At 44.9% G+C, this 19,793-nt stretch carries 14 protein-coding genes and 1 riboswitch; of the genes, 9 read left to right on the forward strand and 5 right to left on the reverse strand.

Annotated features, from left to right (window positions below; all coding sequences use genetic code 11):
- Positions 1 to 72: 72 nt before the first annotated feature.
- Positions 73 to 1,434, reverse strand: coding sequence for a lysine-sensitive aspartokinase 3 (gene lysC / locus OCU74_RS02040; protein ID WP_087482425.1), 1,362 nt, complete (start codon positions 1,432 to 1,434; stop codon positions 73 to 75).
- A gap of 108 nt (positions 1,435 to 1,542) precedes the next feature.
- A riboswitch (Lysine riboswitch) is annotated at positions 1,543 to 1,720 on the reverse strand.
- A 188-nt stretch (positions 1,721 to 1,908) separates the two neighbouring features.
- Here lysC and OCU74_RS02045 point away from each other — a divergent pair.
- Positions 1,909 to 3,054, forward strand: coding sequence for a pyridoxal-phosphate-dependent aminotransferase family protein (locus OCU74_RS02045; RefSeq protein WP_087482426.1), 1,146 nt, complete (start codon positions 1,909 to 1,911; stop codon positions 3,052 to 3,054).
- A gap of 6 nt (positions 3,055 to 3,060) precedes the next feature.
- On the opposite strand, the gene OCU74_RS02050 is transcribed toward OCU74_RS02045, so the two are convergent.
- The 4 genes from OCU74_RS02050 to OCU74_RS02065 all read right to left on the reverse strand — a co-directional run bounded on the left by OCU74_RS02050 (position 3,061) and on the right by OCU74_RS02065 (position 9,578).
- Positions 3,061 to 4,770, reverse strand: coding sequence for a PglL family O-oligosaccharyltransferase (locus OCU74_RS02050; RefSeq protein ID WP_087482427.1), 1,710 nt, complete (start codon positions 4,768 to 4,770; stop codon positions 3,061 to 3,063).
- Between the two features lie 70 nt (positions 4,771 to 4,840).
- Positions 4,841 to 7,663, reverse strand: a complete 2,823-nt coding sequence (gene uvrA, locus OCU74_RS02055) for an excinuclease ABC subunit UvrA (RefSeq protein WP_087482428.1) — start codon at positions 7,661 to 7,663, stop codon at positions 4,841 to 4,843.
- A gap of 260 nt (positions 7,664 to 7,923) precedes the next feature.
- Complete coding sequence (gene galU / locus OCU74_RS02060; protein WP_087482540.1) at positions 7,924 to 8,811, reverse strand: UTP--glucose-1-phosphate uridylyltransferase GalU; 888 nt, start codon at positions 8,809 to 8,811, stop codon at positions 7,924 to 7,926.
- Positions 8,812 to 8,930: 119 nt separating this feature from the next.
- Complete coding sequence (locus OCU74_RS02065) at positions 8,931 to 9,578, reverse strand: response regulator transcription factor (RefSeq protein WP_087482541.1); 648 nt, start codon at positions 9,576 to 9,578, stop codon at positions 8,931 to 8,933.
- Between the two features lie 272 nt (positions 9,579 to 9,850).
- Between OCU74_RS02065 and OCU74_RS02070 the strand changes: the two genes are divergently transcribed.
- From OCU74_RS02070 to OCU74_RS02105, 8 genes are all read left to right on the forward strand, one after another.
- Positions 9,851 to 10,384 (forward strand): single-stranded DNA-binding protein, encoded by a 534-nt coding sequence (locus OCU74_RS02070; RefSeq protein ID WP_087482429.1) that lies wholly within the window; start codon positions 9,851 to 9,853, stop codon positions 10,382 to 10,384.
- A gap of 346 nt (positions 10,385 to 10,730) precedes the next feature.
- Positions 10,731 to 11,336 carry a 4Fe-4S dicluster domain-containing protein gene (locus tag OCU74_RS02075; RefSeq protein WP_087482430.1) on the forward strand — a complete coding sequence of 202 codons (606 nt, stop codon included), beginning with the start codon at positions 10,731 to 10,733 and terminating at the stop codon, positions 11,334 to 11,336.
- A 4-nt stretch (positions 11,337 to 11,340) separates the two neighbouring features.
- Complete coding sequence (gene hyfB / locus OCU74_RS02080) at positions 11,341 to 13,371, forward strand: hydrogenase 4 subunit B (protein ID WP_087482431.1); 2,031 nt, start codon at positions 11,341 to 11,343, stop codon at positions 13,369 to 13,371.
- On the forward strand, positions 13,368 to 14,324 hold the full coding sequence (locus tag OCU74_RS02085; protein WP_390623637.1) for a respiratory chain complex I subunit 1 family protein: 957 nt from the start codon (positions 13,368 to 13,370) through the stop codon (positions 14,322 to 14,324). The genes hyfB and OCU74_RS02085 overlap by 4 nt, the downstream gene beginning before the upstream one ends.
- Positions 14,325 to 14,336: 12 nt before the next feature.
- Complete coding sequence (locus tag OCU74_RS02090) at positions 14,337 to 15,776, forward strand: hydrogenase 4 subunit D (RefSeq protein WP_087482433.1); 1,440 nt, start codon at positions 14,337 to 14,339, stop codon at positions 15,774 to 15,776.
- Positions 15,777 to 15,786: 10 nt separating this feature from the next.
- Complete coding sequence (hyfE, locus tag OCU74_RS02095) at positions 15,787 to 16,434, forward strand: hydrogenase 4 membrane subunit (RefSeq protein WP_087482434.1); 648 nt, start codon at positions 15,787 to 15,789, stop codon at positions 16,432 to 16,434.
- A gap of 4 nt (positions 16,435 to 16,438) precedes the next feature.
- Complete coding sequence (locus tag OCU74_RS02100; RefSeq protein ID WP_200807779.1) at positions 16,439 to 18,040, forward strand: hydrogenase 4 subunit F; 1,602 nt, start codon at positions 16,439 to 16,441, stop codon at positions 18,038 to 18,040.
- A 12-nt stretch (positions 18,041 to 18,052) separates the two neighbouring features.
- Positions 18,053 to 19,792 carry a hydrogenase large subunit gene (locus OCU74_RS02105; RefSeq protein WP_087482435.1) on the forward strand — a complete coding sequence of 580 codons (1,740 nt, stop codon included), beginning with the start codon at positions 18,053 to 18,055 and terminating at the stop codon, positions 19,790 to 19,792.
- Position 19,793 lies beyond the last annotated feature (1 nt).

Raw genomic sequence — 19,793 nt, forward strand, 5'->3', positions numbered from 1 at the left:
GCTGTTTCCAGAACGGAATGTAGAAAAGAGGTTGGCATTGCCAACCTCTTTAATCAATATGGCCCTCGGCTCTTATGCTTTGTCTTGTTGTTCGAAGAGATCCTGATGTAGTTTCTGAATGACACTCTTCGCGTCATCAGCATCAACGAGAAAACACAGATTATGGTCACTGGCACCATAACAGATCATGCGCATGTTGTAGTCTCCCAGTGTGCTGAATACTTCTTTTGCATAACCTTTCGTTTCCATATGATTACCAATCAGAGCAACCAGACTCAGGTTCCGTTCAACTTCAATATGAGCCAGCTCTTCCAATTCTGCCCGGGCTGCTGCGGGAAGCTCCGGAGCACCACCTGAAGTATCTGTTTTATCCAGAGTAATCGAGACACTAATTTCAGAAGTTGTAATCAAATCGACAGAGATTTTATGCTTGGCCAAAATTTCAAAAACCTTCGCCAGAAATCCATAGGCATGGAACATTTTTGCGCTACGAATGGTCACCATAGTCTGGTTGGCTCTTAATGCCAACGCCCGGAAATAGGGTGAATTCTCCACTCGTCTCCGAATCCAGGTTCCACCTTTTTCCGGTTCTTTCGATGAACCGACGAATACGGGGATGCCGTGACGAAGTGCAGGAAGTAGTGTTGAGGGATGAAGAATCTTAGCCCCAAAATTCGCCATCTCAGAAGCTTCGCTGAAGCTGATCTCAGGTATCGGTGCAGCTTTGGGGGCGATACGCGGGTCGGTTGTGTATATTCCGGGTACATCGGTCCAGATTTCCAGACCGGATGCCTGAACGGCTTCGGCAATCAGGGCGGCAGAATAATCACTACCACCCCGACCAAGGGTTGTGGTGTTACCCTGCTCGTCTGAGCCAATGAATCCCTGAGTGACGACAAGGTGGCTATGACATAGAGGAGCCAGTTTTTCTTTAGCCAGTGTTGCAGTGATTTCAATCTGTGGTTCTGCCCGGCCATAGTGATCATCAGTACGCAGTACTTCACGGATGTCAAACCTGACAGCATCCATTCCCCGGTCTTTCAGAACCTGAGTCAGAATATGGGTAGAGATTAACTCTCCACAGGCAACCAAGTGATCGGTTAGCTTATTACTTGATTGAAAAGATGCTGCATCTGCAAGACTGCCGATTGTGTCAAGAATCATTTGTACAGCTTCTTTGACTGAGTCCTGCTCTTTCAGATGCTCAATGATTGAAAAGTGAATATCAGCCAGTTGCTCTAATATTGATGTGCGTCTTTCTGCATCCTGAACCCCATTAGCCAGTTCTACCAGCAGATTGGTGACACCAGAGCAGGCACTGCTGACAACAAGCTTTGTGTCCGGATTACTTTCGATGACTGCAGCACAACGACTCATAGCTTCGAAGTTGGCTACACTGGTTCCGCCAAACTTGGCGACATTGAATGCACTCACGGCATTTCTCCCACGACTTCCTAAAATAAAAAATGTTGTTGGTTTACCAACGTCCAATGTTTGAAGAGCGTATTTCTAGAGCAAAGATAGAGGTGATTCATGAAAGGAGACCTCAGAAGCTCTCCACCAGTTTAGCACTGATGACAGTTGAAGGGATTCAGCCCATTCACCCGACAGTCCAAATCCACAACTATAGACTGTCTCGGCACTACTCCCCCTGAGTATTTTGTTTTGGAGTTGAGGCTCCACAAAATACCTGCCTGGGCAGTGCTCCTCTTCTGCTTGATAGCTTAGGTATTGAACGTTTTTGCCTTGTGAATGTCAATGGCAAATTAGATGAAGTTGATGAATTTTATCTATAGGCTCAGATTCCGGAAACATATTCGACTAGACTTGTGTCGGATAGCTTTCTTATTGGAGAAGCGTTAGCCTGATATATAATTTCCGGCGAATGTGAATGAAAGGAGTCAGTTCATGAATATACAAAGTTTTTTCCCACCCCGAAGAACATTAATGGGCCCGGGTCCGTCTGATATTCATCCTCGGGTGTTACAGGCTTTAAGTCGGCCGACAATTGGCCATCTTGATCCGTTATTTATCCAGATGATGGATGAGTTGAAGTCACTCTTACAATATGCATTTCAAACCAATAATGAATTTACAATCGCAGTTTCTGCACCGGGAAGTGCCGGAATGGAGGCCTGTTTTGTGAATTTACTGGAGCCGGGAGATACGGTTATCGTTTGTCGTAACGGTGTTTTTGGTGAACGCATGCGGGAGAATGTCGTGCGCTGTGGCGCAAATGCAGTTCTGGTTGATAATGAATGGGGACAGAGCGTTTCTGTTGATAAAGTTGAGCAGGCTATTCGGGAACATCCAGAAGCAAAAATTCTGGCATTCGTGCATGCTGAAACATCGACCGGGGCATTAAGTGATGCTGAAGCTCTGGGACGTTTAGCTAAACAGCATGGCCTGTTAACCATTGTTGATACAGTGACGTCATTAGGCGGTGTACCGCTCTATGTAGATGAATGGCAGCTTGATGCTGTTTATTCTGGCAGCCAGAAATGTCTTTCCTGTGTTCCCGGACTTTCTCCGCTGACGTTTTCTCCGGCAGCGATTGAAAAAATCAAGAGCCGGAAGACCCCCGTTCAGAGCTGGTTCCTTGATCAGACGTTGGTCATGGGATACTGGAGCGGGCAACAGAAACGGAGTTACCATCATACTGCACCGGTAAATACCTTGTATGCTTTGCATGAAGCTTTATTGCTATTGCAAGAAGAGTCGCTGGAGTCTTCGTGGCGCAGACATCAGCAGATGCATCAACAGCTCAGAAGTGGTCTGGAACAACTGGGGCTGACATTTGTTGTAGAAGAATCAGAACGGTTACCGCAGCTGAATACGGTCCGAATTCCGGAAGGAATTGAGGATGAGTGGGTCAGAACCTATTTACTTCACCACTATAATCTGGAAATTGGTGCCGGGTTAGGACAGTTTGCCGGGAATGCATGGAGAATCGGTTTAATGGGATATAGTGCCCGAACCGAGAATATTGCTCTTTGTCTGAAAGCACTGGAAGATGCGTTGGCTCAGTGTCAGGCAAGTGTACCCATGAGATAAAACAGCTTATGGCATTTCCTGCGGAAGTTCATCATTTCCTGAGATGGTAAAAGAATACTGAGGGAATAGATACTCAGCTTCGATTCGGGATTGTTCCGCACGATTCATATCCCCTGTGTGCCGGTATAAGGTAATGAGCAACTGATAATATACCGGCCTGGGCTGCCTCTGGATTAACCCGAGTAACCAGGGAATATAAGTACTCAACTGTTGCCGGTGCTTTTCCGTATCTTTTTGCTTCAACTGGTGGATAAGTTGCTCCTGCATCAGACGATCCTTCCATAATAAAGGGAAATGAATGTTCTTCAGTAGTGTAATATCTTGTTCTTGCTTATATAGACTAAAAATAACCTGTGTTTTGAGTATTGCTCCAAAGTAAAGCAGTGTTGAAACAGGTAATACAATCATTGTTCCCTGCAAAATACGGGTTGCCAGTGTATGTAGTGATACGCTTTTGTATTTTGCAACGCGTTGATCGACCCAAAACAGCAGGATGATGAAGGTTATCCAGTGAATGGCGGACAGACAAAATACATCATCGATTTGACACTCTAATGCGATTGGGAAAAGCAGGGAGAGTGTCGCCAGACGGGTTTTAGGTTTTGCATAATATATACGCCCCAGAACGAATAGAACGGCCAGAGTAATCGCAAATATAGGCAGGAGACCGCCTTCAATTCCCCAGTAAAGCACCTCATTATGCGGATGTGACAGTCCTGCCAATGGGGATGGATAATCCGGGTTTAGTTGATGTTGGCGTGAACTGTATAGCACATATTCTTCTTCAAAATGTCCGTAGCCATAGCCGGTAAAGGGCTTTTCTATCAACATATCTACTGTTTGAGTCAGGCTGCCTGATAAAGGTGACAGGCGTTTTAAGTACTGAGAGCTAAATGGCGTTGAGTAAAGTGCCTGAATCAGGATGAAGCCAAGTAGCGTTCCTGCCCCGATAGAAATACTCCATCCCCAGAGCCTTTTTCTGCTGGCAAAGCGATAGAGATAAGGAAATATTGCCAGAATCCCAATGAGCGTCACTCCCCATCCGGTTACAGAGCGGAGTAATACTAAAAGAGGGATTGAAAGTAATGGTGTGATGTACAGCAGGCCAGCAATACTTATTTGAGTCTGGTATTTCTTCAAATGCCTGGAAAGCAAATACCCTGATGCAAGAATACCGGTTGCTATATAAGTCGCGAATGTATTTGCTGTCGGAAATACGCCGAGAGGAACAACGGACGGATTTTTCAGTAGCTGATAGTAAGCCAGACATCCTTCAATCAATGTTGAGAGCACAATTAACCAGATAAGCCTGTGCTTATGCTTATTGCTAAAACGAAATTGTTGGATGACAGAAAAAAGAAAAAGCCCTCCCCATAATGCAATTACCCGGGAAGCGGTAAGCTTGATTGATGCGTTGTGGTAGAACAACGGAATGGATAGCAACAGACAACATAAAAAGAGACCAATGGTCAGTTTTGAATATCTGACTTTCCGGGTCCGGACTATCTGCAGCAGTCCTACGGAAATCGCAATACTAACCAAAAACCAGGTTGCGATGTTAAACGGAAGTATGACTTCATTTCCTGCATCAGAGTAAAAGGGAAGATGCAGTGCAAAAAGATACAGGACCCCGATAACAAACAGGAAAGGTCGATTTAAAGGAATTTTTACCGGAGGAGTTTCAAGTTGAGTTCCCCGGACGATTAGTATCGCCATAGTCTCATTTAAATTGCGGGGAGAGGCATGTTCTTAATTTGTATTCCTCTCCCCATAGGAAGCATAGGGGTTATTCTAACATAGGTTTCAGAAAACGTGCTGTATGAGAACCAGCTACATCAGCGACATCTTCTGGTGTTCCCTGAGCAATGATTTCGCCACCACCCTGTCCACCTTCCGGGCCCAGATCAACAATCCAGTCGGCGGTTTTGATGACATCCAGGTTGTGTTCAATAACTACAACGGTGTTTCCATGATCACGGAGCCGATGAAGTACGGAGAGTAGTTGTTGAATGTCGTGGAAGTGTAGCCCTGTTGTTGGTTCATCGAGAATATATAAAGTTTTTCCAGTATCCCGTTTAGAAAGTTCTCGGGCCAGTTTTACCCGTTGAGCTTCACCACCTGAAAGAGTAGTCGCCGCCTGACCTAAGCGAATATAAGAGAGTCCGACATCCATTAGGGTTTGCAGTTTTCTGGCGATGACAGGGACAGGATCGAAGAAAGCTCTGGCATCTTCGACCGTCATTTCAAGCACTTCGTCAATTGTTTTTCCTTTGTACCGAACTTCCAGCGTTTCCCGGTTATAACGTTTGCCTTTACAGATATCACAAGGGACATAAACATCAGGCAGGAAGTGCATTTCTACTTTTATTACCCCGTCACCCTGACAGGCTTCACATCTACCGCCACGAACATTAAAACTAAATCGTCCCGGTTTATAACCGCGTGAACGTGACTCTTGAGTACCGGCAAACAACTCACGAATCGGCGTAAAAATTCCGGTATAAGTGGCCGGATTTGAGCGTGGTGTCCGACCGATAGGACTCTGGTCAATATCAATCACTTTGTCGAGTTGATTGAGTCCTTGAATTTTTTTGTAAGGGGCGGGTTCTTCAACGCTGGCTCCATTCAGTTCGATATGAGCTATTTTATAAAATGTATCATTGATAAGTGTCGATTTCCCTGAACCTGAAACACCGGTTACACAGGTGAATAATCCAATTGGGATTGTCAGGGAAACTTCTTTCAGATTGTTTCCGCTGGCTCCAAGCAGCTCGACGACTTTCTTTGGATCATATGGTGTTCTTTGGGATGGAATCGTTATTGACTTCTCCCCACTCAGGTATTGGCCGGTCAGGGAATCTGGTGTTGCAATGATTTCTTCTACATGCCCTTGTGCGACAATATGCCCGCCATGAACTCCGGCTCCCGGACCGATATCGACGATATAATCAGCCATCCGGATTGCATCTTCATCATGTTCAACGACGATCACTGTGTTTCCTAAATCACGAAGGTGTGTCAAGGTCTGGAGGAGCCTTTCATTATCCCGCTGATGTAAACCGATTGAGGGTTCATCCAGAACATACATTACTCCAACCAATCCGGCTCCGATTTGACTGGCAAGTCGGATTCTCTGTGCTTCACCACCGGAAAGGGTTTCAGCACTGCGTGAAAGGTTGAGATAATTCAGGCCGACATTGACCAGAAACTGGAGTCGATCATTGATCTCTTTCATGACTTTCTCAGCAATCTGGGCCTTTTGACCAGTTAACTGTAATGACTGGAAGAACGTTAGCGCTTCAGAAATACTCAGTTCAACAATCTCAGGAAGAGAAGTCTCATTGACGAAAACATGTCGGGCTTCTTCACGGAGTCTGGCTCCCTGGCAACTGGCACATGGCTTGGTGGAGATAAACTTAATCAGCTCTTCCCGAACCGAATTCGATTCAGTCTCTTTATATCTTCTCTCCAGATTACTCAGAATACCTTCGAAAGGATGATTCTTGACCCGGATATCTCCACGATCATTGACATATTTAAACTCGACTGACTGCATTCCTGAGCCTTGCAGGATAACATCTTGGATTTTCTTTGGTAATTTTTCAAAAGGTGTCGTTAATTCAAAATCATAATGCTCAGCGAGTGAAGTAAGCATCTGAAAATAGTAGAAGTTCTTTTTGTCCCATCCACGAATCGCTCCATCGGCCAGACTTAAACTTTTGTTCTGAACGACTCTGGAAGGATCAAAATATTGCTGAACACCTAAACCATCACAAGTATGGCATGCACCTGCCGGGTTATTGAATGAGAACAGTCTTGGTTCTAGTTCTTGCATACTATAGCCACAATGGGGGCAGGCAAAATTAGATGAAAAGACGATTTCATCTCCTGACTCTTCCATGGGTGCGGCGATGACAATACCACCAGAAAGTTCCAGAGCGGTTTCAAAAGATTCAGCTAAACGTTGTTGTAAATCTGACCGAACTTTAAAGCGATCGACAATAACCTCAATGGTGTGTTTCTTATGGAGCTCCAGAGGTGGAGGATCGGATAAATCACAAGTTTCACCGTCAATTCTGGCACGAATAAATCCTTGTGCTGCAAGGTTTGCCAGAGTTTTTACATGTTCTCCCTTCCGTTCTTTGATAATAGGAGAGAGCAGCATCATTCTTGTTCCTTCAGGAAGTTCAAGAACTTTATCGACCATTTGGCTTACTGTTTGTGCCGCCAACGGCGTATGATGTTCCGGACAGCGGGGTTCTCCGACCCGGGCATAAAGCAACCGTAAATAATCGTAGATTTCAGTAATGGTTCCGACAGTTGAACGTGGATTATGTGATGTCGATTTCTGTTCGATAGATATTGCCGGAGACAGCCCTTCGATATGATCAACATCTGGTTTTTCCATTAAAGAAAGAAACTGTCTTGCATAGGCAGATAAAGACTCAACATAGCGTCTTTGACCTTCTGCATACAGAGTATCGAAGGCGAGGGATGATTTCCCTGACCCAGATAAGCCGGTGACAACAATGAGTTTGTCACGTGGAAGGGTCAGACTGATATTTTTTAAATTGTGGGTACGGGCACCCCGAACTTCAATACTATCCATCTTCTATGCTCTTATGCTTTAGTAACATGTTGCAGTTTCTTAGTATTACATAGAGTCAGAAATGAGCAAAGCGTTACTGTATAAAAAAACAGTAATCATGTTTAAATAATATCAAAATGCATTTTTAGTGAGCTCACAGGTTTACAGACAAAACAGAGATTTGAATCCTTCTTTGTACGGTGCAAACTGGCGCCCTATCGGGGAAGTTGGATATAAAACAATGAGCGACATATGCCGCTCATATAACTTTTAGCATAAAATTATGCGGAAAGAGCTTGTTCGCCTTTCTTGGTTGAATGTTTATTGAGTTCGACTTTTTCTGGATTCTTTTTGTAAAGGTGCTCGAAACAATAATTAATTGCTTCAATATATCCTTCTACACTTCCACAATCGAAACGATGTCCTTTGAATTTATAGGCGAGAACACAACCTGCTTTTGCCTGCTTCAGTAACGCATCCGTGATTTGGATTTCTCCACCTTTACCGGGTTCTGTCTGCTCAATTAAATCAAAAATATCGGGCGTCAAAATATAGCGACCAATAATAGCAAGGTTACTTGGAGCAGATCCCGGTTCCGGTTTTTCTACCATGTCATCTACCCGGAAAAGATCATCTTTGATCATTTCCCCGGCAATAACACCATACTTGTGGGTTTCATCTGCAGGGACTTCCTGAACGGCGACAATTGAGCAGCGGAACTGTTTGAACAGAGCAACCATCTGAGCAAGCACACCTTCGCCTTCGCTGACACAAAGATCATCAGCGAGGACAACTGCGAATGGTTCGTCACCTACAAGTTCACGACCTGTAAGTATTGCATGGCCCAGGCCTTTCATTTCACGCTGGCGGATATAGGTAAAATTTGTGGTTTCGATAATTTTACGGATATCTACAAGTAACTCTTCTTTGTTTGTTCCCTTAATTTGGTGCTCCAGCTCATAGTTCATATCGAAATGATCCATGATTGAATGCTTTCCTCGCCCGGTAACAATACACATACCGTTCATCCCTGCCTGAATTGCTTCATCAACACCATATTCGATTAATGGTTTGTTGACGACAGGCATCATTTCTTTCGGCATCGATTTGGTTGCGGGCAAAAATCTGGTTCCATAGCCAGCTGCTGGGAAGAGACACTTTTTAATCATCTTGTCATCGCCTTTTTTGTATTCAGGTTTTCCATAAGTTTCATTCACTGTATCACGCCTTACTCTATGACATTGACCCTGGATTGAAAGGATACGGTCAAATCATACAGCTGACTCATTTATGAGACTAGGTTTTGTTTCGCCCATGTTGTGGCTTGTGTTCGATTTTTTACGGATATTTTTTTAAAGATCTGATACAAATGCGATTTTACGGTAAATTCACTGATAAACAGACTATCAGCGATTTGTGTATTTGTCGCACCTGTCTTTAAACAACGCAGAATTTCCAATTCTCTGGAAGTTAGGGATATGGTTGCACTGATATTCTGATTCTTAAATAAATATCGATAGTAGTGTAGGAGTTGACCGCAGATGTGTCGAGGTAAATAGATTTGCCCGTCGCGGATCTCTCGTAGTGCTGTGATAATTAAGTCAATAGGATCGCTACGATAGAATAGCCCTTTTAAGTTTCCTAACTGAAGTAATTCCTCTGTTCTGGGACGTTTCTCGACATTAATAGCAACGGTTTCAATACGATAATCCAGTACATTATATGTATTCAGGTGCGATAGTAGCGTTTCTTTGTGTTGATAATCAAACAGGAGGATTTTATGTCTGTCAGTATGGTGGGAAAGCATAAACTGTCGGGGCTGAATCTTTGGTAGTATCTGCCCTAGTTGTATTTCTATCTCGTTATAAATCGCTGAAGGTTCCTGATTATCGGGATAAAGAATGTAAAGAGTTCTGTTGTAGTTTGATCTGTTCATATTTTTATTGGTGTGGCAAGGGAGTATTGAAAACATGCCAGAACTAGAAAAGTTCTTCTAATTCAATGAATTGTTTGTCGTGTGAGTTCGTGTGTGATTGAAAGTGTGAAGTCTGTTAGTTTTAAAAATTCCGAGTGGAATCTAAAAAGTGGTGTGATTTCCGGGACTTTTTGGTGAATTGCAATCAGAATTCAGTAAGGTAGTTGAGACCTTTATCAGGCGTGGTATCCTATAGCGCTTAACAGATACATCATGAGATGACGGAGCAAAGCATGGCAAGCCGTGGAGTAAACAAAGTTATATTAGTTGGGAACCTTGGAAGTGATCCTGAAGTTCGTTATATGCCAAGTGGTGGTGCTGTTGCGAACATCACGATTGCGACGTCAGAAACATGGCGTGATAAAACCACGGGTGAGCAGAGAGAGAAAACCGAGTGGCATCGTGTTGCGTTGTTCGGCAAATTAGCAGAAGTTGCCGGAGAATATTTACGGAAAGGTTCTCAGGTTTATATTGAGGGACAACTACAGACCCGTAAATGGCAGGATCAAAGTGGCCAGGAGCGTTATACGACAGAAGTCGTTGTTCAGGGGTATAATGGTGTCATGCAGATGTTGGGTGGACGTCAGGGACCTGGAGGCCAGCCTCAACCAGGGATGCAATCTCAACAGCAGGGTGGATGGGGACAGCCTCAGCAGCCGATGCAATCTCAACCAGTTCAGCAACCTCAACATCAGCCTCAACAGTCCGCACCTCAGCCTCAGTATAATGAGCCGCCAATGGATTTTGATGATGATATTCCATTCTGAGGAATGTCAGACAGTAAAGTAATCCACTTATATATTGTTGGAATAATCAAGAGCCCTCTTTCACTTTGTGAAGAGGGTTTTTTACTCATTAAATTTTATATTAGAGGTGTTTTTTCAAAGTCTGAAGAATATCTTTCTTTGGTACTGTTGAGTCTTGATCCAGAGCTCGTCATTAATGTCGACATCGTGTGTCGAAACTAATTTTTTTGAGCCCCATTATTCTCTTCTATATTTATACATCGTACAGTTCTCCATTCAACTGATTGATTTTATTTGATTAAAATTAATTTCATATACATGGCATGGTTATTGCCCTAAATGGCTTATTTAGCTGTCAGGGGATGCTATGAAAAATTTTGTAATTGCAGATCCTAAGAAGTGTATCGGGTGTCGGACATGCATGGCTGCTTGTTCAGATGTTCACCAGAAAGTCGGTCTGCAAAGTTATCCGCGTCTGACTGTTGTGAAAAATGAAGATACAACAGTCCCGGTTATGTGTCGCCATTGTGAAGATGCTCCGTGTGCAACGGTTTGTCCGGTTCAGGCGATCACTAAAGAAGCGGATCGGATACTCCTTAATGAATCTATCTGCGTTGGTTGTACGTTATGTGCGGTTGCTTGCCCGTTTGGAGCGATTGCGTTTGATGGGAGTCGACCTATTTCGTTAGCGAATAGCTACGATACATATATTCCTTCTACACCACGTACCAGTAATCCATCTACATCTGTTCCCGGAACCTTTGGGCATGATCTTCTGGCTTGGGAGCCAGGAGTAAAGAGTATCGCTGTGAAATGCGATTTGTGTGAATTCAGGGAGAACGGTCCGGCTTGCGTTGAGGTCTGCCCGACTGATGCGATTGTTTTGGTCAGTGAAGAATCGACGGAGAATGCTCGTAATCTCAAGAGAGAATTGACTGCCAACGGATTACTGACTGTGAATATGGAGAAATAATTTTATGAGTCCTTTATCACTGTTGGCTTTATCAATGGGGTGTTACCTGATTGCCTGTATTGTGGCTTTGTTTGGTAGTTCTCAGCGGGAGTCTTTCTTTGTTTCTCTCTCCAGCCTTTGCTCTACAATTGGGGGAATAAGTGGTGTCATAAGTGCAGGATATGTGCTTACCAGCCACCATGTATGGCAGGTACAGTTATTCAGCCCCTTCCCTTTTGCCCAATTACTGATTCGCTTTGATGGACTAGCGGCATTCATGGTGATGGTTATTTCTTTAATTGTCATCGCTGCTTCTGTATATGCTCTGCATTACATGCAAGAGTATCAGGGAAAAGGAGGATGGGGGATAAGCCTGTTCCTGAATCTGTTTGTCGCCTCTATGGTTGCGTTAGTTGTGGCAGATAATGCATTTTATTTTCTTGTTTTCTTTGAAATGATGTCGCTGGCTTCCTACTTCCTGGTCTTAGTTGAGCAAAGTGAGAAAAGTATCAGAGCCGGACTACAGTATTTTTTGATCGCACATGCCGGTTCGGTGCTCATTATGATCGCCTTTTTTATGCTGTACCGGGAAGCGGGAACGCTTAATTTTGCTGATTTTTCCCATCTGTCATTACCTGCATGGGAATCGTCGGTTATTTTCTTACTGGCATTTTTCGGTTTTGGTGCCAAAGCCGGCATGATCACATTACATAGCTGGTTACCTCAGGCTCACCCGGCTGCGCCATCTCATGCCTCAGCACTGATGTCAGGCGTGATGGTAAAGATTGGTGTTTTTGGCATCATCAAAGTCGGTCTTGTTTTTCTGGGCGGAACCGAGATCTGGTGGGGTTACTTAGTTCTGGCTTTCGGCGCATTTTCCTCCGTTTTGGGTGTGATGTATGCGTTGGCTGAACATGACATTAAACGTCTCTTGGCTTATCACACAGTAGAAAATGTCGGCATCATTCTGATGGGGGTTGGTGTTGCAATGATTGGTACGGCGTCCGGACAACCTGTTCTGGCTGCTTTAGGATTGCTGGGTGGATTATATCACCTGCTGAATCATGCTGTATTTAAAGGGTTACTCTTCCTCGGTGCCGGTTCAGTTATCTCTCAGGTTCATACCAAAGATATGGAACATATGGGGGGATTAGGAAAATTGATGCCTTATACCGCGATTACGTTCCTAATCGGTACGATGGCTATTTCGGCTTTGCCTCCTTTAAATGGTTTTGTAAGTGAGTGGTTCATTTACCAGTCTTTGTTCCAGATGAGTCAGCAAAGCCATGTTTTGATGGTCATTGCCGGTTTAGGTGCGGTTGTTATGTTAGCAATCACCGGGGCTTTGGCATGTATGTGCTTTGTCAAAGTTTATGGGATATGTTTCACCGGTGCTCCACGGACAGAAACCGGTCGCAATGCCCGGGAGGTCGGATGGGCAATGATTACAGGTACTGGATTTCTGGCACTACTATGTATCGTTTTAGGTGTCGGTTCTCCGTGGATCTCTCCTTATATTTCTGAAGTTGCAACCAGTACATTATCGGCGGTACCGATTACAGTGCAGCAAGGAATGGCGTTACACCCGGTTTCGACAACTCAGGCAATTCTTTCAACCCCGGTTATCACCATCAGCCTGATCGTTCTGTTGATTGTTCCGTTTGCCGTACTGTCCATGTTTAAAAAACACCGTCTCAATCGTCGTCATCAGGGGAATCCCTGGGCATGTGGATATGCTTATGAGCAGCAAATGACAGTCTCCGCGAGTGGATTCACTCAACCGCTGCGTTATATGTTTTCTCCGGTATATCGTATGAGAGTCTCTTTGGATCCTTCGGGTTGGATGAAGCGAACTTTGAATTCATTGACTGCTTCAGCTGCGGTTGTTGAGCCTGTTTTTGATCGTTTTCTGGTTCAGCCTTGCTGTCATGCCGCGCTGAAGCTCGGTGACTGGGGAAGAAAACTACAGGGAGGCGATTTCCGGGTTTACTGCCTTTACATTGTTATCGCACTGGTTGTGTTACTTGTTTTTCCGTTTGAATCAGGAGTGAAATGATGCCTGAATTACATATGCCCGATACGAGCTGGATGATGCTTGCGATTATTCAGGCTTTATTCATGCTGTTTCTAACACCGTTAGCAACCGGATTCTCTCGTGTACTCAGGGCTAGAATCCACTCTCGGCGAGGGCCGGGAGTTTTACAGGACTATCGGGATATCGCCAAGCTGCTCCGCCGCCAGTCAGTTGCCCCGGCGAATGCCGGAGGAATCTTCTGGTCGATGCCATGGATTCTGATTGTCACGATGCTTTTGATCGCGATGGCTTTGCCTACGTTGACTCAGGTTTCTCCATTCCCTATTTCCGGAGATGTGATTACCGATATCTATCTGTTAGCAGTTTTTCGTTTTTTCTTCTCTTTGGCCGGAATTGACTCAAACAGTATGTTTGGTGGTATTGGCAGTAGCAGGGAACTGACTTTAGGGGTTTTAGTTGAACCGGTTTTAATGTTAGCCATCTTCCTGATGGCTCTTATCGTTGGTTCTACGGACTTGGGATATATCAGTCAGGGGATGTTAGCGGGGAGTGTTAACCAGCCAATTCCTGTGATTTTAGCCGGTGTTGCCTGCGCTTTTGCTGTTTTTATTGAAATGGGGAAACTGCCATTTGATGCTGCTGAAGCGGAACAGGAACTTCAGGAAGGTCCTGTATCTGAGTACTCCGGTTCTGGGTTGGCAATGGTGAAATTGGGACTTGGTCTGAAACAACTGGTTGTTGCCCAGCTATTCCTCGCTATTTTCTTTCCCTGGGGAAAAGCCGCAGAACTGACTTTTACTGCATTGGTTCTGGCTGGCGTTGTTCTGTTTATCAAACTGGTTGTCGTTTTCTTTCTCGCTGCGTTGGTTGAAAACAGTATGGCTCGGGTTCGGTTCCTGAACTCACACCGGCTGACCTGGTCAGCGTTTGCCTGTGCTGTCTTAGCACTGGCGTTTTACATTATTCGATTGTGAGGTATTGAAACGATGGAAATCATTGGATTACTCACTATTGGACTTCCCTTTCTGGGCGCAATTCTAATGCTGTTGGTCTCAAGGCAATCTGCGAAGTGGATCTGTCAGTTTTTTGCAGTGTTGGCGACGCTGGGAACCTTGTGGTTATCATATTTATTTTTCTCTGCTGGTGGAGAGACTATTTCTCTTCCACTGTTACAAATTGGTCAATTACTGATTTTCGGTTTGGTTTTCGATAAAGTCAGTACATTGATTGCTGTGGCTGTCGTTGGGCTGGGGCTTATCGTCGCTTTTTATTCTCTGGGATATATGAGTGCAGGTAATAAGGAGCATCCTCAGCATAGCTCGAAACGCTATTATGCGTTTCTGCTGATTTTTATTGGCGCAATGGCTGGTCTGGTTTTCTCCTCAACTATTTTAGGGCAGTTACTGTTCTTTGAAATTACCGGAGCCTGTTCCTGGTCTCTTATCGGGTATTACCAGACGCCACTATCATTCCGCTCTGCGCTGAAAGCTCTGATTGTGACTCATATTGCCTCACTAGGACTCTTTATCGCTGCTGCGACTCTGTTTGTACAAAAGGGAACATTTGAACTGACTGCCATCGCGGCATTGGATCCCATTGCTAAAATGGTTGTGCTGTTTGGCATTATGTTTGCTGCATGGGGAAAATCAGCTCAGCTCCCAATGCATATGTGGTTGCCAGACGCAATGAATGCGCCGACGCCTATTAGTGCTTACTTACATGCAGCGTCGATGGTGAAAGTTGGCGTTTATATTTTTGCCCGAAGCATCCTGTCCGCAGGAACAATCCCTGAAGTGGTTGGTATTGTCGGTATCATTGGGGCAATGATTACAATGATATATGGTTTCTTGATGTATCTTCCTCAGAAGGATATGAAACGCTTACTCGCCTATTCAACCATCACTCAGTTGGCGTATATTTTTCTGGCATTGTCTATGGCTGCTATGGGGTCATCTTTGGCGTTGGAAAGTGGGGTTGCTTATATCTTCAACCATGCCTTTGCCAAATGTCTGTTCTTCTTTGTCGCTGGTTCATTCAGTTATGCCTGTGGGACCAGAATGTTACCGCAATTGAAAGGCGTTATCCGCAAATCTCCTTTGTTAGGGGTTGGATTCTGCATTGCTGCAATGGCTATTGCCGGCGTACCTCCGTTGAATGGTTTCTTTAGTAAGTTTCCTTTGTTTGAAGCCGGATTTCAGTTATCGGCTATGCATTCCTGGTTGATGCCACTGCTGATTCTGGCTTTGATTGAATCCGTCGCAACATTTGGCTGGTTACTGTATTGGTTTGGCCGAACAATTATTGGTGAACCCTCTGAAGCTGTTGAACAGATGTCTCCCTTACCCGGTTCAATGAAAATAACTTTAGTCGTGCTGATGGTTATGTCGGTGATATCGAGTGTCATCGCTTCCGCATGGCTTCAATAGGAGATGCTCAATGGATGATTTAATGATGAATAATCTTGCCGGACTGTTGGTCATCACTTCCTATTTTGTGGTGATTTCCCGTCAGGCTAGGACCGCATCTTGGTTATATGCCTGCCAGTCTGTCGTACTGGTTCTGCTTTTTGTCGTGATCGCTGATCGTTACGATGCCAGTGATTTATACGGTTGGTCAGTGACTGCTTTTATTTCAAAAGTCGTTTTGTTACCCACGATTTTATATATCCAGTTAGGGAAAATGCGGGATGCGGAAGCGGAGAAGCCAATGTTTCACCCGGCGTTAATTGCTGTGCTGGTTGCTGCCATTAGTTTGGTTTGTCTCTATGTGATTCAGCCGGTAGCTCTGCCGATGGTTGAGACTTTGAAGCCCATTCTGGCTGTATCACTTGCACACTTCTTTATCGGATTACTTTGTATCGTTACCCAGAGAAATATCCTCAAGCAGCTATTTGGTTATTGTCTGATGGAAAATGGCTCATCACTAATGTTGGCTCTTGTTGCTCATCGGGCGCCTCATTTATTGGAAATTGGAATCACAATTGATGCTATTTTTGCGGTAATTGTGATGGTTATTCTGGCCCGGTTAATTTTCCGCAGGCTGAATACTCTGGATGTGAAACAACTGACCGTACTGAAAGGATAATTATATGATGTCATTGAATAATCTATTTCCGTATTTGTTTGGCATCCCTTTGATTGCCGCAGCCATTTCTTTTGCCTGTGTTGCACTCCGGGAGGAGTTTCGACGTCTGTCGGTCTTTGTTCACCTTGTCAGTGTGGTTGCAACCTGGGGAATAAGCTGGGGACTTGCTGCTGAAGTTTTTAATAACGGTACGATTCTTTCTTCCGGACAGTGGCTGATACTCGATGGTTTATCGGCTCTGTTTCTTGCTGTTCTGGGACTGGTTGCGTTGTGTACCGGCATTCATTCTATTGGTTATATCGGGCATGAACACCGGCACGGAGAATTGACAGGGAAGCAAGTCTCCCTGTTCTACGGACTATTTAACCTGTTTCTGGCAACAATGCTAATTGCTTTAACAGCCAACAACATCATCATGATGTGGGTTGCTATTGAAGCAACAACAGTGAGTTCTGTTTTTCTGGTTGGTCTGTATTATCAGCGTTCTTCACTGGAAGCAGCCTGGAAATACATCATGCTATGTAGTGTTGGTGTGGCTTTTGGGCTATTTGGCACCATCATGACCTACGCCAATGCTGTTGCAGTATTTGATCACCCTGAACAAGCCCTGTTGTGGACGACATTACGGGAACATGCTCAGCTTCTTGATCCCCGACTGATGCAGATTGCTTTTATCTTCATTGTGATTGGTTTTGGAACTAAAACCGGGCTATTCCCAATGCATACCTGGTTACCTGATGCTCACTCTGAAGCGCCGAGTCCAGTTTCAGGACTGCTCTCCGCCGGATTATTGAACTGCGCACTGATGATTATCATGCGTCACTTCGCTATCAGTACAGTTGTGCTAGGAGGTGATTTTGCCCGTTTTTTGATGCTGGGATTCGGTATTCTATCGGTTGGCATTGCAGCACTGTTTATTCTGGTTCAAAAAGATATGAAGCGTTTGCTGGCTTATTCCAGTGTTGAGAATATGGGGTTGATTGCGTTTGCTGTTGGTCTTGGTCCTTTGGGGATCTTTGCTGCATTGCTGCACATGATGAACCATAGTCTGGGTAAGACGCTGATGTTCTGTGGGGCCGGTAATATTATGCTGAAGTATGGTACCCGGGATATGAACATCATCAAAGGCGTTGTCCGGGTTGCCCCCTGGACAGGCATTTTGTTCGGTGCCGGAGCATTAGCTCTTGGTGGGGTTCCGCCATTCAATCTGTTTGTCAGTGAGTTTCTGATTGTCTGTTCTGGTCTATATGCACAACATCCGATACTTATCATTGTTTTGCTTCTTTTGCTGACGCTTGTGTTAGCCGGGCTCGCAAGGATGGTTGCCGGATGCATTATGGGGCCTGCTCCTGAGCATGTTGAAAAAGGGGAAGTCAGTTATCTGACCGTTTGTCCGCTGGTTCTTCTGATTGTGCTAATGGCCGTTATGGGAACACATATTCCGGACACCATTCTTCGAGGGGTTGAGCAGGCAACACAGGTTGTTGTGAACCGACCGAATGAATCATTACTTGAAGCATTAAATCTCCCCTGGCAAAGCGGGGTTGATATCTCTTCCTCAGACAGTGGTATGTCTGCTGTTTCTCTGACTGAATCTGTAAACTAGAGGGCTTATTGCATGGATCAATTGAACAGAAATACACAACATCAGATCGGTAAGCTCTATGTCGATGGGGTTCGCCATCTGTTTCCTTCCGCAATACTGGAAGAATCCTGGCAGGCAGACAATCAGGTGACACTCACTGTGAAAATGACTTCTCTGGTTGAAGTCATGAAATGGCTTTACTACGAGCAGGGCGGTTGGCTGACGGTTTCTTTTGGTAATGATGAACGTTCTCTGAATGGGTGTTTTGGGGTGTATCACGCTCTATCGATGGAAGGAGATGTGAAGAGCTGGGTGATTGTGAAGGTGCTGGTGGATGCACAAGAGCAGGAGTTTATTTCGATTACACCTGAAATACCTGCGGCTGTCTGGGGAGAACGGGAAATCCGGGATATGTTTGGTCTGCGCCCTGTAGGCTTGCCCGATGAACGTCGGTTGGTTCTTCCCGATGACTGGCCGGAAGATTTACACCCGCTACGTAAAGATGCAATGGATTATCGTCAGCGTCCACAGCCAACAACTGAGACTGAAAATTATCCTTTTCTGAATGAATTGGGTAGTGATTCCGATCGGATCGTTCCTGTCGGACCTTTACATATTACCAGTGATGAACCCGGCCATTTTCGTTTGTTTGTTGATGGTGAAGATATCATCGATGCTGATTACCGTATGTTTTATGTTCACCGGGGAATGGAAAAGCTGGCAGAAACCCGAATGGGTTACCATGAAGTCGGTTTCCTTGCGGATCGGGTTTGTGGGATTTGTGGGTTTACCCATAGTGTCGGTTACAGCAATTCAGTTGAGACTGCGTTAAAAATTGAAGTGCCGGCCCGGGCAAAAATGATTCGGACTGTCTTACTGGAAGTTGAACGCTTACACAGCCATTTACTCAATATTGGGCTGTCCAGCCATTTTGTCGGATTTGACTCTGGTTTCATGCAATTTTTCCGGGTTCGGGAGAAAACGATGGAACTCGCAGAGTTGCTGACCGGAGCAAGAAAAACCTATGGCATGAATCTGATTGGTGGTGTTCGTCGTGACTTTCTCAAGGAACAGCGGACTAAAGGGATCGCGATGATTCGTGAAGTCCGCCAGTCGTTTACCGAACTGGTTGATATGCTGCTTGCTACGCCGAATATTGACAGCCGGATTTCTGGTGTTGGGGTTCTTGCTAAGGATATTGCCCGGGACTTCAGCCCGGTTGGCCCATTGGTTCGTGGTAGTGGTTTTGCCAGAGATGTTCGGGTTGTTCATGGTAAGTCTCTGGAATCTTACGGAATTGTGCCTATAGAGCTACAACATCTTGATAGTGGTGATGTTCAGGCTCGGGTTTTGATCCGAATCCGGGAAGTGTTTGACTCTCTGAACATTGCTGAATTTGGGTTGGACCACCTGCCTGAAGGTCCAATCTTGACGGAAGACTTTCAGTACGTACCTCACCAGTTTGCACTGGGATTTACTGAAGCACCACGGGGCGAAAATATCCACTGGAGTATGACCGGGGATAACCAGAAGCTTTACCGTTGGCGCTGCCGGGCGGCGACCTATGCAAACTGGCCGACTCTGCGTTATATGTTACGGGGAAATACGGTTGCGGATGCTCCGTTAATTATTGGTAGTCTTGACCCTTGTTATTCCTGTACTGACCGGGTCACGATCGTCGATACCAAGAAAAAACGTTCTCAGACAGTGCCCTATAAAACGATTGAGCAATACAGTATCAATCGGAAAAACTCACCCCTGAAATCGATGTGAG

This window comes from Vibrio mangrovi (assembly GCF_024346955.1).
GTDB lineage: Bacteria > Pseudomonadota > Gammaproteobacteria > Enterobacterales > Vibrionaceae > Vibrio > Vibrio mangrovi.

Excerpts from the sequence above, each read along its gene's own strand:
- OCU74_RS02100 (WP_200807779.1), top strand. The coding sequence starts at position 16,439 with ATGATGTCATTGAATAATCTATTTCCGTATTTGTTTGGCATCCCTTTG.
- uvrA (WP_087482428.1), bottom strand. The coding sequence starts at position 7,663 with ATGGATAGTATTGAAGTTCGGGGTGCCCGTACCCACAATTTAAAAAAT.
- OCU74_RS02085 (WP_390623637.1), top strand. The coding sequence starts at position 13,368 with ATGATGCCTGAATTACATATGCCCGATACGAGCTGGATGATGCTTGCG.
- OCU74_RS02065 (WP_087482541.1), bottom strand. The coding sequence starts at position 9,578 with ATGAACAGATCAAACTACAACAGAACTCTTTACATTCTTTATCCCGAT.
- OCU74_RS02105 (WP_087482435.1), top strand. The coding sequence starts at position 18,053 with ATGGATCAATTGAACAGAAATACACAACATCAGATCGGTAAGCTCTAT.
- OCU74_RS02090 (WP_087482433.1), top strand. The coding sequence starts at position 14,337 with ATGGAAATCATTGGATTACTCACTATTGGACTTCCCTTTCTGGGCGCA.
- OCU74_RS02070 (WP_087482429.1), top strand. The coding sequence starts at position 9,851 with ATGGCAAGCCGTGGAGTAAACAAAGTTATATTAGTTGGGAACCTTGGA.
- OCU74_RS02050 (WP_087482427.1), bottom strand. The coding sequence starts at position 4,770 with ATGGCGATACTAATCGTCCGGGGAACTCAACTTGAAACTCCTCCGGTA.
- OCU74_RS02045 (WP_087482426.1), top strand. The coding sequence starts at position 1,909 with ATGAATATACAAAGTTTTTTCCCACCCCGAAGAACATTAATGGGCCCG.
- hyfB (WP_087482431.1), top strand. The coding sequence starts at position 11,341 with ATGAGTCCTTTATCACTGTTGGCTTTATCAATGGGGTGTTACCTGATT.
- OCU74_RS02075 (WP_087482430.1), top strand. The coding sequence starts at position 10,731 with ATGAAAAATTTTGTAATTGCAGATCCTAAGAAGTGTATCGGGTGTCGG.
- hyfE (WP_087482434.1), top strand. The coding sequence starts at position 15,787 with ATGGATGATTTAATGATGAATAATCTTGCCGGACTGTTGGTCATCACT.
- galU (WP_087482540.1), bottom strand. The coding sequence starts at position 8,811 with ATGATTAAAAAGTGTCTCTTCCCAGCAGCTGGCTATGGAACCAGATTT.